Consider the following 14,296-nt stretch of genomic DNA (forward strand, 5'->3'; position numbering starts at 1 on the left):
AAAAGTGTATAAAAGGCAAAAATATTTTATCATTTAATAAGAATATTTTGTATAGTTAAAAATGGAAAATAACATTTACTCAACTTTCGCAGTGAAAAATTTATGAATAATCCTTGATTTGATAGGTTTCTTTGGGTATCTCATATTCACTTGACACTGAAAAAATTCGTCTAAAAAACAAAAAGACACCTCTTTCTTTTGGTAAACTATTGGTGACCAAACCAAAAAACAAAGAAAGAAAGGTGTCACCATTATGATAATGAAAAAAGAGTATTTTGCGCATAGACGATTCGATTTATTCTCGTAACCGTAGTAAATCGGTTGAGCTTCTAGCTAAAGTATTCGATCATTCCACTCGTCAGTTTGTCAATGGTTTTCAACTATTAACGCTCGGATGGTCCGATTTCCAAACTTTGGATGAAGCTAAGGTTTATTTGAGTATGGACATTTTTCAGTGTCAACTGTCCAATTGGATTACTTCTTTACCTCGTTATATCAAGGACTGTCTTCATATTTCTGTGTGCGAAAGTTGAGTAATTTATATCATAAAGGATGTGGGAAGCATGATATCTAAAAAGTCAAAGCAACCAAAGAAATCAAAGCGATTAGCTAGTTTTTCGCTTGTTGTTATGGGAACCGGCTTTGTCGCAACCATTCCTTTCCAAGGATCGTTTCTAGGCGGATTACTACAAGGAGGCTTTGAGGCGGGGCTTGTGGGTGGATTAGCCGACTGGTTCGCCGTTACTGCCTTATTCCGACATCCATTGGGGCTTCCCATCCCCCATACAGCTCTTTTGCCTAAAAATCGGGAAAGAATGACAAAAGCACTCGTTTCTACACTTGAAAATGATTGGCTTTCAAAAGAAAGCATTAGGGATAAAATCAAACAAATCCATTTTACAGAGAAAATGTTGCCCCTCCTTGAGAAAATGCTTCATTCAGACTCAGTTAAAAAAGGGGCTGTGTCACTCGTCGTACAAATGATCAGTCATATCAATCTTGAAAAAATTACCCCTTTTGTTGAAAAAGAAATAAAGTCTTCTTTTTATTCCATTAAAATGTGCACTGTTCTTCAGTCTGCCATCAATCAAGCGCTCATTCGTGAATATGATGAGAAGGCGTTAGATTATCTTCTTGGCAAGGCAGAAGAATGGATAAGGAAAAGTACCACAAAAAATCAACTCGGAAATCTGGCAATACGGGCGCTTGACAATATAAAGTTAGACGGTTTTCTGCAGTTTGCGTTAAAGTCTTTTCAAAATCTATTGAATGAAGAAAAACTCGGCAGTATACTACAAAACTTCCTTCTTAGTGTTGTAAGCAGTTTGCGCCAGACTGATAATCCAAACAGGAAGGCTTTGCTTTTGCATGTTCGTACGGAATTGAAAAACATAAAGGACAATAAGGAACTGTTGGAAGAAATCGAAAATTGGAAGAACCATCTTATTGCTGATTGGGAGCCAGCTGAAAAAATAACAGGAATTTTGCAGAAAGCTCAGCAGAAAGCATTGGCCTTTGTTCAAGACAGCAAGTTTGTGGATATGTATCTTCTTCCCTTTTTAACACGCTTTCTGAACAAACTAAAAGAAGATCCAGTAAAAATCAATATCATCGAGAATTGGATAAAAAAGGAAATTAACAACCTTATTGAAGAGAACCATTCAAAAATAGGCAAGCTGGTACAGGAGAATTTGGATAAGCTGGATGATGAAACGCTTATTCATATGATGGAAAATAAAATCGGAAAAGACCTGCAATGGATTCGGGTGAATGGAGCTATTTGCGGTTTTATTATCGGGATTTTTTTAACGGGAATCAAAGCGCTGATTTAATGGTTCTAGCCAAAAGAATCGGATGGCAAACGAGGAACATTCTGTTCGTAGTGGAAAATTTTATGACAAATTTTTAACAGATGAGCGATATATTGACGAGTTTTTCCCTGAAGAGGAAGTCCAATCTTGTCATTTTAAGCCCTCATGATATAATAATACTGATTGTTATTTTTTTCTTACAATGGTTTTATAGGAGGGAACAGAAATTGCCGACACCAAGTATGGAAGATTATATTGAACAAATCTACATTTTAATCGAAGAAAAAGGATATGCGCGAGTATCAGATATAGCTGAGGCATTGTCCGTACATCCCTCCTCTGTCACAAAAATGGTGCAAAAATTGGATAAAGATGAATATTTAGTTTATGAAAAATACCGCGGTTTAGTGTTAACGGCGAAAGGAAAGAAAATCGGAAAAAGACTTGTATACCGCCACGAATTGTTAGAACAATTTATGCGCATTATCGGTGTGGATGAGGAAAACATTTATCACGATGTCGAGGGAATTGAACACCATTTAAGCTGGAACGCGATTGACCGCATCGGCGATTTGGTGCAATATTTCCAGGAAGATCCAAAGCGCATCGAGACGCTTCGTAACATTCAAAAACGGAACGAACAAGCAGAAGAGTAAGGGAAATCTTACTCTTTTTTATTTGGCGTACTAAATTGGGTTTCTCCCTCTTACATATATACAAACGGCAAATAAGAGGGGGAGGCAGCATGGAGATTGACATCGTATTTTCTGGCGGTGGAATAAAAGGGTTTGCGCTCATTGGTGCTTACGGAGCAATTGAAGCAAAAGGACTTCGCTGGAGACGGCTTGCTGGGACGAGCGCAGGATCACTCATTGCCGCATTGATTGTCGCGGGATATACAAGCAAGGAAATGACCGATTTGTTGGATGAATTGGAGCTAGAGCGTTTCCTTGATGAACGGAAATGCCCGTTTCCATTTCCAGTATGGAAATGGGTGAGGCTTTATTGGCGGATGGGACTTTATAAAGGGGATGCATTTGAACAATGGTTAAAGGAAGTATTGGCAGCACGCGATGTCAAAACATTTGGTGATTTGCCGAAAGAAAGTTTATATATCATTGCGTCAGATGTCACCAATGGACGAATGTGTATTTTGCCAGATGATTTGCCGCAATACGGAATCGACCCAGCAACATTTTCCGTTGCCAAAGCGGTTCGAATGAGCATTAGCATCCCATATTTTTTTGAACCGGTCAAATTACAGACGAAGGAAGGAAAATATATCATTGTAGACGGAGGTGTGCTCAGCAATTTCCCGCTTTTTTTATTTGATGAAGAAAAGAAAGTGAAAAAACGACCTGTTCTTGGCATACAGTTAAGCGCGAAGCTTACGGAAAGGCCAAAGCGAAACATTAACAATGCCATCCAATTGTTTGAAGCTCTTTTTAGCGCAATGAAGGAGGCACACGATACCCGCTACATTTCCCGGAGACATGAAAAAAATATCGTGTTTCTTCCTGTAGAAAATGTTTTTTCCACCGAATTTTCCCTCACCCCAGATATTAGAGACCGCTTAATTCAATACGGAAGAGAAAAAACCGAACAATTTCTCACAAAATGGACGTATTAACTAGAAAAGCGGAGGCACCCCAATTTCGTCTAAAAGCGGTCCGCGTCGTTCGGGCGGCGAAATGTCGCCATTCTGGCTTCGTGAAAAATAGAAGAAAGGCGTCAAAGCGTAATTGATATAGTTTTTCAAAAATAAAAAGAATCAAGCTAAAACGATGCTCGATTCTTTTTTTTGCCTTTTTTTCCTTCGATGACGGTTAAATGAGTGGTTCGTTTTCTTGGCAGGCGTTTCATTTTTAGATTCGTACTTTTTGTTTTTTGTTTTCGAACCGCTTGGGGATGGAGTTTTTTCGATTGGCGAACCGCTTTTAAATACGCGATATGATCTTTATTGACACGTCGTCTGAAAACAAAATGATAGATAACATATATTCCCGCAATCATAAGAGCAATGAACATCGCTTTTCGAAACAGAGCGGTCGGCTGTTCGAAAATGGCGTATATGAAACCGAACACTCCGAAAAAAAGGATAATCCCGACAAGCGGATGAATGGCACCGCGTCGCAATGAATCCACCCCCTTACATTATTACTGAACTGCTTTTGTTTCTGTTTCCACGTTTTTCTCTAAACGAAGCAGCTCTTGAAAGGAAGCAATCGCAACTTCGACTTGGTCATCTGTCGGTTCTTTTGTGGTAAGAAGCTGTAGCCATAAACCAGGGTAACCGAGCCAGCGTAAAACCGGGATATTACGCAATTTATTCGTAAACTGCAATACCTCAAACGAAATGCCAAGTACAACCGGAATAAGAGCAAGCCGGTTGACTACTCTTAACCAGAGAGGGTCTGTTGGAACAAACATATATACAAATAAGCCAACGATGACAGTAAATAAAATAAAGCTACTGCCGCAGCGATAGTGAAGCCGGGATGAACGCTGGACGTTCTCTACCGTAAGAGGAAGTCCTGCTTCGAACGCGTTGATTACTTTATGTTCCGCGCCATGATATTGAAAAACGCGTTTAATGAGTGGGGTTAAAGAAATAAAGTAAATATAAGCTAGCAGCAAAGCAAGCTTAAACGCTCCTTCTACAAAAATTTGTGCCATTTTTGTAGGAAATAACGGTTTTAAGGATGCTGCTAAAAATACAGGAACAAGCGTAAAAATGGTTTTAGCGAATAAAAAGGACAATACCCCGATCACTGCGACGCCAAGTACGAGGGAAAGTTTTGACGAATCCGTTTTTGTTTTTTGCAAAGCTTGTTCTTCGTTTGGATCTAGTTCATAACGCTCGCTGGCAAACTGCAAGTGTTTCGCCCCGTTTGCGCTCGCTTCTATAATCGCGACGATTCCGCGAATAAACGGGATTTTTTTGAGAAACGCAACTGTTGGATTTGTTTGGCGCGGCAAACGAAAGTATTCAATGGAATGATCTTTGCGGCGAATTGCGGTAACAGAATATATTTTTCCAGCAAACATGACCCCTTCTACCACTGCCTGGCCGCCATACACTGGTTTTGTTATGTTTTTCATTGTTGACACCAACCTATTTTTTCTTTACTAATTTTATTCTACAAGAAACATCTAGAAACCTCTAGATTGGTGCAATAATTATTATTTCCAAAAATTTCAATATTTACACATACGATGTTGTGCTTTTTTATCGTTATATTCATGACTTTATTGATAATCGGTCATACTACCTATAAGGAGGTGCAAAGCGAAATGACAGAAAATCAGGCGAAGTATGAGCAAAATAAGAAGGAGCGCCCGATGTCTATTCTTATGAAAGTCGTGATTACTGGGTTTGTCGGTGGAGTATTTTGGAGTCTATTAGGATATTTAGCTTACTTTTTTCACTTTACGGAAATTAGCCCAAATATGATTTTGTTCCCATGGGTTGCCGGTGACTGGAAATACGGAAAGCTTGGAAATTACATCGCCATTTTTCTCATCGGATTATTATCCATATTAGTCGCTCTTATTTATTATGTTGCCTTAAAACAAATTAAAGGAATGTGGGGAGGAATTTTGTACGGCGTCGTTTTATGGCTTATCGTATTTTATGGGTTAAATCCGCTTTTTCCGAATTTGGAAGCTGTTTCACATTTAGAGCGGAATACAATTATTACGACACTTTGTTTATACATTTTATATGGAGTTTTCATCGGATATTCAATTTCATTTGAAATGCAAGAAATGAATCGACAAACACAAACGAAAACAGCAAATAAGTAGTGTGAGGCGGTGCGCTTTTATGATAAAATAATGAATGTTTAAATATTCTTTCGATGATTGAAGCAGTTATGAACATAGCGCATCTTCTTCTCATTAACGGTCCGAACTTGAATCTTCTTGGCAAGCGGGAACCGTATTTTATGGAAGCACAACGCTCCATAACTTAGAACAGGAATGAATATCGTTTGCTGAGGAGCGCGTTGGGTGCAACGTTAACTTGCTTTCAGAGCAGTATTCATGAGATGGATGGAAAATCATTTTAAATGTCGGTGCATCTACACATTATAGCTATGCAATTCATGGCGCGATTGCTAATGTTAGCGCCCCAGTGGTGGAAGTACATATTTCCAATATTCACGCGCGTGAGCCGCTTCGTCATTAGTCTGTCACGAGAACATCCGCCGGAAGCCCACTGCTTTAGCTGTGGGAGGAAGGCGGGGTTTATATTTTCAGTATATATTGAATTTTTTCGTTCAATATAAGTACACTGGATTTAGAAAGGTAGGTGAATCAAGAATGCTCTGCACTCTCAAGATTAAATTAATGCCAACTCTTGAACAGTTTCATGCGCTGCTGGAAACAATGAAACGGTTTAACCAAGCATGCAACTATATTAGCGAGATTGCTTTTCGCTCCAGAACCTTTTCCAAAACGAAAATCCAGCGGCTTTGCTACTATGACGTCAGGGAAAAATTTGGCCTCTCTGCCCAAATGACCGTTCGTGCCATCGGCAAAGTGTCGGAAAGCTATCGTTTGGATAAAAAAACCTTGCATAACTTTAAAGAAACCGGTGCCATCGTGTATGATGAAAGAATCCTGTCCTTTAAAGGGTTAGAGTATGCTTCCATCCTTACCTTGCAAGGAAGAATGGAAATCCCTATGGTCATTAGCCGCTACCATCAAGGTTTGCTGTGCGGCAACCGTGTTCGGGGTCAAGCCGATTTAGTCCTTCAAAACGGTATTTTTTATTTACTGCTCGTGGTGGACGTTCCCGAAGGCCAGCCCAATTCCGAAAACGGATTTATCGGTGTGGACCTTGGCATCATTAATATCGCCGTCGATAGCACCGGTGAGGTATTTTCCGGCTCGAAGGTCAACGGGCTGCGCCGCCGCCATGCGAAACTTCGCGCCAAACTCCAAAAGAAAGGCACCAAGTCAGCGAAACGCCTGCTTAAAAAGCGTTCCAAGAAGGAAAAACTATTTGCCCGTGATGTGAACCACTGCATTAGCAAGAAGATTGTTGAAAAGGCAAAGGCACTCGGATGCGGCATTGCCCTTGAAGATTTAAAGGGCATCCGCCAACGCACCGAGAAAACGGTTAAAAAGCAACAGCGTCGTCAACACTCTTCTTGGTCTTTTTATCAGTTGAGAAAGTTTATTGAGTATAAAGCGGCGATCGCTGGCGTGCCGGTGGTATTGGTTCATCCCAAAAATACTTCCCGCACCTGTCCGGTTTGCGGACATGTGGCCAAAGAAAACAGACCGTCAAGGGATCAGTTTTGTTGTCGAGCTTGTGGGTACGCTGCCCCTGCCGACAACGTGGCTGCGGAAAACATCCGCAGGGCTGCTGTCAACCAGCCGAACGCGGCAGCCAATTAGGCTAGTTGCAAGCCCACGGCTTTAGCCGTTGGGTAGTTGACTGTTTTAATTTTGCCTTTGGATTAGCAGGGTAGCGGATAGCCATTTTAGCGTTATTAGACATATAGGAAGAGGAGAGTGAATATGGAAAAATTAGCAAAATTACGTGCATCGTTTGCCGAACATGGCATTGACGGAATGCTTGTAACCAATCCATATAACCGTCGTTATATTACCGGTTTTACGGGTACGGCAGGCGTCGCTGTCATTAGCCAAGATAAAGCGGTATTTATTACTGATTTCCGCTATGTCGAGCAAGCGTCCAAACAAGTGCAAGGTTTTGAAATTATAAAACATACCGGACCGATTATAGAAGAAGTCGCTAAGCAAGTTGCCCGCCTCAACATTCAAAAGCTCGGTTTTGAGCAAGAAGACATTTCTTATGCAACGTTTAAAGCATATGAAAAAGAGGTTAACGCGAAACTCGTCCCGACTTCCAATGTGATTGAAAAGTTGCGCTTGATTAAGTCGGAATCAGAGATTAAGATATTAAAGGAAGCGGCGGAAATTGCCGATGCGGCATTTGAACACATTCTTTCCTTTATTCGTCCAGGCGTAAAAGAAATTGATGTGGCGAATGAGCTGGAATTTTTTATGCGCAAACAAGGTGCGACTTCCTCTTCATTTGATATCATTGTCGCATCTGGCTACCGCTCTGCATTGCCGCATGGAGTGGCAACTGATAAAGTCATTGAAAAAGGCGAGCTCGTCACCCTTGATTTTGGCGCCTATTACAAAGGATATTGTTCCGACATTACAAGAACAGTCGCAGTGGGCGAAATTAGCGACGAGTTGAAAACGATTTATGACATTGTGCTTGAGGCTCAATTGCGCGGCATGGAAGGGATTAAGCCCGGAATGACCGGAAAGGAAGCGGATGCGCTTACTCGTGATTACATTACAGAAAAAGGGTATGGAGAGTATTTTGGGCATTCGACTGGTCACGGGATTGGATTGGAGATTCATGAAGGACCGGCGCTATCAGTTCGTTCCGATGTTGTGCTCGAGCCTGGAATGGTTGTCACCGTAGAGCCGGGCATTTACATAGCGGGACTTGGCGGCGTGCGCATTGAAGATGATACGGTTGTCACCGAAAACGGTAATGAATCGCTGACTCATTCGCCAAAGGAACTGATCATTTTATAAATTTATCGTGTGGGAGGATTTTAACGGATGATTTCAGTAAACGATTTTCGTACAGGATTAACGATTGAAGTAGATGGCGATATTTGGCGTGTTATGGACTTCCAGCACGTCAAACCTGGTAAAGGTGCGGCATTTGTCCGTTCAAAACTTCGTAACCTTCGTACAGGTGCGATTCAGGAAAAAACGTTCCGCGCTGGTGAAAAAGTAAACCGCGCGCAAATCGATACGCGAAAAATGCAATATTTATATGCCAACGGCGATCAGCACGTATTTATGGATATGGAAACATACGAGCAAATCGAACTTCCGGCGAAACAAATCGAACATGAATTGAAATTTTTAAAAGAAAACATGGAAGTTTACATCATGATGTACCAAGGTGAAACGATTGGGGTAGAACTTCCAAATACTGTTGAATTAAAAGTAGTAGAAACAGAACCGGGCATTAAAGGCGATACCGCTTCTGGCGGTTCGAAGCCAGCGAAGTTAGAAACTGGTCTTGTTGTTCAAGTTCCGTTCTTTGTCAATGAAGGAGACACGTTAATTATCAACACAGCAGATGGCACATACGTTTCCCGTGCCTAACGTTGTTTGCCCCTTGCGCTTGGCGCAGGGGGTTTTTTTGTTTTTCTTTTCGTATAAAAAAGATGCACTGATGAGCATGATGCCAATGAAGACATAATTAATCGATGTCGATATATCTCTTGCTAGCAAAAAATTATGGAACAGACCAAAAATTCCGGGAACTGCAAATATACATCCAATCCAAAAGGTAATTTTCCCGAATGTAGAAAGTTTCGACATAATTTTCCCCCCTTCGTTTTCGATGATTATTTACCATCCCCCTCTTCTTCCATTATAAAACTGTTTTTGAAAATGTGTCCATATACCTCTTCTTAAGAGTTCATTGTCGCAAAAAAATCTCTTCTGAAATTCCCTGTTACGGCATACGCTTGTACTAACCATCTCATTTTTATATTAGGAGGAACAAATGAAACGGTGGCTGCAATTTATCGAACCAGCTGTTTTGTCAATGGCAGGAATGCGGTTGCTGTCGGCTGCGATAGAGATGATCGCTGCTCTTGTCATGCTGCTGTTCAATGATGTCAAAAAAGCGTTGGCCGTCAATGCAATCCTTGCAGTGGTTGGACCGACTATTTTTATCATCACGATGACGATTGGCCTGCTTTCTTTAGCAGACGAGCTTTCTTTTTCGAAATTAGGTTTTATCGCTTTAGGGGTCATTCTTATTCTCATCGGTATTTATAAGTAAGTCATAAATTCGTTTTTTATCCCATACATATGAACTAGTCCATCAGGAAGGAGGAACAAAATGCAAGCCGTATGGGATATACTTCCAAAAACGATTGCTGCGATATTGCAACAACTGCCTCCTTCATGGCATGAGCAAATCGAGGAAATTCGGGTGAGAGTTCTTCGTCCATTAGAAGTGATCGTAAAAGGGAAAGCACATTTTTTGCCATATCAAGTGACTTCCGAAGATGGCATACATTTGCTCAATAAACTAAGCCAATATTCGATTTATGCCATAGAAGAAGAGCTCAAGCGAGGGTTTATTACAGTACAAGGAGGCCATCGTGTTGGACTAGCAGGAAAAGTAGTGACAGACGGCGGAAGCGTGAAAGCGATTCGCCATGTTACTTCTTTTAACATTCGAATTGCTAAGCAAAGAATCGGAATTGCCGAGCCTCTCCTTCCGTATGTGTACAATGGCCGCTGGTATAACACGATGATTATCGGTTCACCGCAAACAGGAAAAACGACACTGCTTCGTGACGCGGCGCGAATGATAAGTATGGGAATTAATGAGAAACACATTCCATCACAAAAAGTTGGCATTGTCGATGAACGTTCTGAAATTGCGGGATGTGTGAAAGGAATTCCGCAATTTGAGCTCGGAAACCGTGTTGACGTACTCGATGCATGCCCAAAAGCAGAGGGAATGATGATGATGATTCGCTCGATGAGTCCAGACATACTAATCGTGGATGAAATTGGCCGTGCCGAAGATAGTGAAGCAATTTTAGAAGCAGTAAATGCAGGGGTATGTATATGGACAACTGTACACGGTAGAAAATGGAAGGATGTGTTTCAACGCCCCACATTGCGTCCGATTATTGAACAAGGTGTATTTGACCGATTTGTGGAATTGACAAACGAATATGGGCCAGGAACAGTAAGGCGCATTACTGATGCAAATGGGGTGGTGCTGTATGAACAGGCGGTGAGGAGCAGATGAAACTTGTCGGTGCGCTTCTTATTCTGCTGACGACAACATGGGCTGGATTTGAGGCAGCAAGAATGTTGCATGAACGCCCAAGACAGCTTCGCCAGTTAAAGGCGGCCCTGCAAGCATTAGAAGCAGAAATTATGTATGCTCATACTCCTTTATCTGAGGCAGCATTACATATTAGCAGGCAAATATCATCGCCGCTGTCCAAGCTGTTTGCACAATTCGCTGCTAAGCTGCAAGTCGGCGAAACGAGTGTGCATCAGGCATGGGAAGAAAGCCTGCAGGCGGTATGGAAGGAGACTGCGTTAAAGCAGGGGGAGTTAGAAATTATGAAACAATTCGGAGAAACGCTTGGACAGTATGATCGCCTGACACAACAAAAACAAATTGCGCTGGCGCTCGCTCATTTGGAGCGCGAAGAGGCGGATGCGCGCGAAAGGCAGGCCCGCTATGAAAAAATGGCGAAAAGTTTAGGGGTTCTTGCGGGATTGTTACTAGTGATTTTATTGATTTGAACTTTTGCTTCATAGAAGTGGGAGTCTTCTCGCCTATTTAAGATAAAACAGGAGGCAGAACAAAATGGGCATTGACGTGGATATTATTTTTAAAATCGCCGGGGTCGGGATTGTTGTGGCGTTTTTGCATACGGTGCTGGATCAAATGGGGAAGAAGGAATACGCTCAATGGGTGACGCTTCTTGGTTTCATTTACATTTTATTTATGGTCGCCTCGATTGTCAGCGACTTGTTTCAAAAAATTAAAGATGTGTTTTTGTTTCAAGGTTAGGGGGGAGCGGCGATTGAAATTTTGCAAATTGTGGGTCTTGGCTTAATTGCAACGTTTTTAGTGGTGTTATTGAAAGAACATAAATCAAGTGTGGCGTTTTTACTGACGGTATTTGTAGGATGTGTTATTTTCCTTTTCCTCATCGATAAAATTAGCGAGATTTTGCGTATGTTACAAAAAATGGCATCTGATACAAAAATAAATATGATTTATTTTGAAACGATTTTAAAAATTGTTGGTATTGCTTACATTGCCGAATTTGCCGCCCAAATTTCGAAAGATGCTGGTCAGGGAGCAATTGCTTCCAAAATCGAACTTGGCGGGAAAATTATTATTTTGGCGCTGGCCATTCCGATTTTGACAGCCATTATTGAAACGGTAATCGGTTTAATTCCTTCGTCATAACGTGAGAATGGGAGGTGATGGATTGAAAGAAAAAGTAGTCATGGTCGTCGGCTTATTTTTCTTCTTTTTATCGCCATTTGTTGTACAAGCTTCTTCGCCGAATGATCAACTTGTGCAAAAGCAAATGGAACAGCTGGATATAAGTGAAATTCGTCAATATTGGGAAGATATTGTGACAAAATACGGAGGATTTTTGCCAGAAAGCCAAAAAGGGTCGATTGCCGAGTTTTTAAGCGGGGAAAAACAATTATCACTAAAAGAATGGCTGATCGCGTTTGGAAAATTTCTTTTTTATGAATTACAAGCAAACGGAAAGCTGCTTGGTACCTTAATTTTATTAACGGTATTTAGCATGGTGCTGCAATCATTGCAAAACGCATTTGAACAACAGACCGTCAGCAAAGTTGCCTACGCGGTTGTTTATATGGTGCTCCTTATTATTGCGTTAAATAGTTTTCGGGTGGCGATGGATTACGCATTGGACGCTGTCCAGACGATGAGTCATTTTATGATTGCGATGATTCCGCTGTTGTTGGCGCTGCTAGCTTCTTCAGGGGGAGTAATATCCGCGGCATTTTTCCATCCTATTATTCTTTTTCTGATGAATACGACGGGAACGATTGTGGAATACGTAACGTTGCCTCTTTTATTTTTAGCTGCGCTTTTAAGCATTGTCAGTACGTTAACCGATCATTATAAAGTAACACAGCTTGCTGAATTGCTCACGAAAGTTGGGATTGGAATACTTGGTGTGATTTTGACGACTTTTCTTGGTGTCATGTCTGTGAAAGGAGCAACGTCAGCGATTGCCGATGGCATTGCATTGCGGACGGCAAAATTTGTGACGGGGAATTTTATCCCGGTCGTTGGAAAAATGTTTACCGATGCAGCGGATACGGTAGTGACAGCTTCGATGTTATTGAAAAATACAGTTGGCATCGTCGGTGTTGCCATTTTATTTATCATCGCGGCGTTTCCGGCGCTTAAAATTTTTGCCATTGCATTTGTTTACAAGATTTCCGCGGCGGTTATGCAGCCGCTTGGGGGAGGCCCGGTCATTTCTTGTCTTAGTATTATGAGCAAAAGCATTGCGTATGTTTTCGCTTCTCTTGCGATCGTATCGCTTATGTTTTTCCTCAGTTTAACTATTATCATTACAGCAGGAAACATCACGATGATGGTTCGTTAGAGGGGGAAAGCAATGCAAATTGTGATCGAATGGGTTACAAATATTCTTATTTTCATTTTATTTGCTACGATGATCGATTTACTGCTTCCATCTAGCAATATGCAAAAATATGTAAAAATGGTCGTTGGACTGATTTTGCTTTTGCTTATGTTGTCTCCGATTTTAAAATTGTTGTCCATCGATCCGGATCGATGGTTCGCCTCGATTATATCAGAAAAGGGGAGTCAACAAGAAATGATGAAAAATGAAATTGAAATGAAGAAAAAAGAAATACAAGCCTCACAACGTGCATATATTTTAGAACAAATGGCTGTCCAGATGAAAAACAAGGTGGATGAGGAGTTGATGAAAGAATATGGATTAAGCGTGGAGGACGTCTCTCTTCAAACAAAAGAAAAAGAGAATTTACAAATTCCAAAAGATATTGAAACGATTGAAGTAGTGCTGACAAAACAGGAGAAGCTGGGAGAAATTCAGCCTGTTATTATTGACACATCAAAGCCGATCAATGAACCAAACCATGATCACCAACTTGAAAAAGAAATACGCACATTTTTAGCAACAACATGGGAAGTAGATGAAAATAAAATTGCCGTGCAAGTAAAGGGGAGGGAATGGGGGGATGCTCGAGGTCATTAAACGATTGTTTTTGTCCACCAAAAAAGAAGCTGGAGAACAGAAGCGAACGCCGTTTTCGTATGTGTTTCTCTTATTATTAGCAGGGATTGCATTAATGGTGATGAGCCACTTCTCTAAAGAAGAAGTTACGACAACAATCAAAGGAAAAGTAGAAGAGCCGCAACAAGCAGAACCAGTATTTGGACAAAAACAAGATACGAAATCAAAAATCATCGCCGCTTATGAACAACGTTACGAAGAACAGCTGAAAACCGCATTGGAAGCTATCGAAGGGGTTGAAGATGTGACCGTCGTCGTCAATATTGACACAACGGAAACGAAAATATTGGAGAAAAATCGCGTCACTCAACAACAAACAACAGAGGAAACGGATCGCGAAGGTGGAAAGCGAAAAATTGAAAACCATTCTACTAATGAACAAGTCATTATCGTTCGCGATGGGGAGAACGAAACGCCGATCGTACTGACAACAAAAAAACCGGAAATTCGAGGGGTATTAGTAGTGGCGAAAGGCGCTGATAACTTACAAATAAAAAAATGGATTGTTGAGGCAGTGACGCGCGTTTTAAATGTTCCAAGCTATCGTGTTGCTGTATTGCCGAAAAAATAATACGTTGTGGG

The 14,296-nt window shown here is 41.1% G+C and carries 19 protein-coding genes; 17 read left to right on the plus strand and 2 right to left on the minus strand.

Annotation, left to right across the window (positions count from 1 at the left end; translation table 11 throughout):
- Positions 1 to 563 precede the first annotated feature (563 nt).
- The 3 genes from FNL97_RS05515 (at position 564) to FNL97_RS05525 (ending at position 3,441) form a co-directional block, all read left to right on the plus strand.
- On the plus strand, positions 564 to 1,832 hold the full coding sequence (locus FNL97_RS05515) for a DUF445 domain-containing protein (protein ID WP_143415180.1): 1,269 nt from the start codon (positions 564 to 566) through the stop codon (positions 1,830 to 1,832).
- A 206-nt stretch (positions 1,833 to 2,038) separates the two neighbouring features.
- Positions 2,039 to 2,467 (plus strand): transcriptional regulator MntR, encoded by a 429-nt coding sequence (gene mntR / locus FNL97_RS05520; protein ID WP_015864465.1) that lies wholly within the window; start codon positions 2,039 to 2,041, stop codon positions 2,465 to 2,467.
- 89 nt (positions 2,468 to 2,556) lie between these two features.
- Positions 2,557 to 3,441: a patatin-like phospholipase family protein gene (locus FNL97_RS05525; RefSeq protein ID WP_143415181.1), complete on the plus strand. Its 885-nt coding sequence runs from the start codon at positions 2,557 to 2,559 to the stop codon at positions 3,439 to 3,441.
- Positions 3,442 to 3,587: 146 nt separating this feature from the next.
- Here FNL97_RS05525 and FNL97_RS05530 read toward each other — a convergent pair whose 3' ends face one another.
- Complete coding sequence (locus tag FNL97_RS05530; RefSeq protein WP_015864463.1) at positions 3,588 to 3,947, minus strand: SA1362 family protein; 360 nt, start codon at positions 3,945 to 3,947, stop codon at positions 3,588 to 3,590.
- A gap of 21 nt (positions 3,948 to 3,968) precedes the next feature.
- Positions 3,969 to 4,913: a DUF1385 domain-containing protein gene (locus tag FNL97_RS05535; RefSeq protein ID WP_081188140.1), complete on the minus strand. Its 945-nt coding sequence runs from the start codon at positions 4,911 to 4,913 to the stop codon at positions 3,969 to 3,971.
- Positions 4,914 to 5,105: 192 nt separating this feature from the next.
- Between FNL97_RS05535 and FNL97_RS05540 the strand changes: the two genes are divergently transcribed.
- From FNL97_RS05540 to spoIIIAG, 14 genes are all read left to right on the plus strand, one after another.
- Positions 5,106 to 5,618 (plus strand): YqhR family membrane protein, encoded by a 513-nt coding sequence (locus tag FNL97_RS05540; protein ID WP_062678720.1) that lies wholly within the window; start codon positions 5,106 to 5,108, stop codon positions 5,616 to 5,618.
- Positions 5,619 to 5,686: 68 nt separating this feature from the next.
- The gene (locus FNL97_RS18830; protein WP_169712574.1) at positions 5,687 to 5,785 is read left to right on the plus strand and encodes a type II 3-dehydroquinate dehydratase; all 99 of its coding nucleotides are present in this window, start codon (positions 5,687 to 5,689) and stop codon (positions 5,783 to 5,785) included.
- 140 nt (positions 5,786 to 5,925) lie between these two features.
- On the plus strand, positions 5,926 to 6,000 hold the full coding sequence (locus FNL97_RS18305) for a type II 3-dehydroquinate dehydratase (protein WP_233131614.1): 75 nt from the start codon (positions 5,926 to 5,928) through the stop codon (positions 5,998 to 6,000).
- Positions 6,001 to 6,134: 134 nt separating this feature from the next.
- Positions 6,135 to 7,217, plus strand: coding sequence for an RNA-guided endonuclease InsQ/TnpB family protein (locus tag FNL97_RS05550; RefSeq protein ID WP_015863580.1), 1,083 nt, complete (start codon positions 6,135 to 6,137; stop codon positions 7,215 to 7,217).
- Positions 7,218 to 7,340: 123 nt separating this feature from the next.
- Positions 7,341 to 8,402: a M24 family metallopeptidase gene (locus tag FNL97_RS05555; RefSeq protein ID WP_062678719.1), complete on the plus strand. Its 1,062-nt coding sequence runs from the start codon at positions 7,341 to 7,343 to the stop codon at positions 8,400 to 8,402.
- A 27-nt stretch (positions 8,403 to 8,429) separates the two neighbouring features.
- The gene (gene efp, locus FNL97_RS05560) at positions 8,430 to 8,987 is read left to right on the plus strand and encodes an elongation factor P (protein ID WP_015864459.1); all 558 of its coding nucleotides are present in this window, start codon (positions 8,430 to 8,432) and stop codon (positions 8,985 to 8,987) included.
- A gap of 406 nt (positions 8,988 to 9,393) precedes the next feature.
- The gene (locus FNL97_RS05570) at positions 9,394 to 9,675 is read left to right on the plus strand and encodes a YqhV family protein (protein ID WP_015864458.1); all 282 of its coding nucleotides are present in this window, start codon (positions 9,394 to 9,396) and stop codon (positions 9,673 to 9,675) included.
- A gap of 60 nt (positions 9,676 to 9,735) precedes the next feature.
- A complete protein-coding gene (spoIIIAA, locus tag FNL97_RS05575) occupies positions 9,736 to 10,662 on the plus strand; it encodes a stage III sporulation protein AA (protein ID WP_143415182.1) in 927 nt (308 codons plus the stop codon).
- The gene (gene spoIIIAB, locus FNL97_RS05580; RefSeq protein WP_015864456.1) at positions 10,659 to 11,171 is read left to right on the plus strand and encodes a stage III sporulation protein SpoIIIAB; all 513 of its coding nucleotides are present in this window, start codon (positions 10,659 to 10,661) and stop codon (positions 11,169 to 11,171) included. The genes spoIIIAA and spoIIIAB overlap by 4 nt, the downstream gene beginning before the upstream one ends.
- A 64-nt stretch (positions 11,172 to 11,235) precedes the next feature.
- Entirely contained in the window at positions 11,236 to 11,442 is a 207-nt protein-coding gene (gene spoIIIAC / locus FNL97_RS05585) for a stage III sporulation protein AC (RefSeq protein WP_015864455.1), read from the plus strand.
- Between the two features lie 21 nt (positions 11,443 to 11,463).
- Entirely contained in the window at positions 11,464 to 11,847 is a 384-nt protein-coding gene (spoIIIAD, locus tag FNL97_RS05590; RefSeq protein ID WP_062678715.1) for a stage III sporulation protein AD, read from the plus strand.
- 40 nt (positions 11,848 to 11,887) lie between these two features.
- The gene (gene spoIIIAE, locus FNL97_RS05595) at positions 11,888 to 13,036 is read left to right on the plus strand and encodes a stage III sporulation protein AE (RefSeq protein ID WP_172713593.1); all 1,149 of its coding nucleotides are present in this window, start codon (positions 11,888 to 11,890) and stop codon (positions 13,034 to 13,036) included.
- A 12-nt stretch (positions 13,037 to 13,048) separates the two neighbouring features.
- Positions 13,049 to 13,675, plus strand: a complete 627-nt coding sequence (spoIIIAF, locus tag FNL97_RS05600) for a stage III sporulation protein AF (protein ID WP_143415184.1) — start codon at positions 13,049 to 13,051, stop codon at positions 13,673 to 13,675.
- The gene (gene spoIIIAG / locus FNL97_RS05605) at positions 13,659 to 14,285 is read left to right on the plus strand and encodes a stage III sporulation protein AG (protein ID WP_143415185.1); all 627 of its coding nucleotides are present in this window, start codon (positions 13,659 to 13,661) and stop codon (positions 14,283 to 14,285) included. The genes spoIIIAF and spoIIIAG overlap by 17 nt, the downstream gene beginning before the upstream one ends.
- Positions 14,286 to 14,296 lie beyond the last annotated feature (11 nt).

Source organism: Geobacillus sp. E263, assembly GCF_007197795.1.
GTDB classification, from domain to species: Bacteria; Bacillota; Bacilli; order Bacillales; family Anoxybacillaceae; genus Parageobacillus_B; species Parageobacillus_B toebii.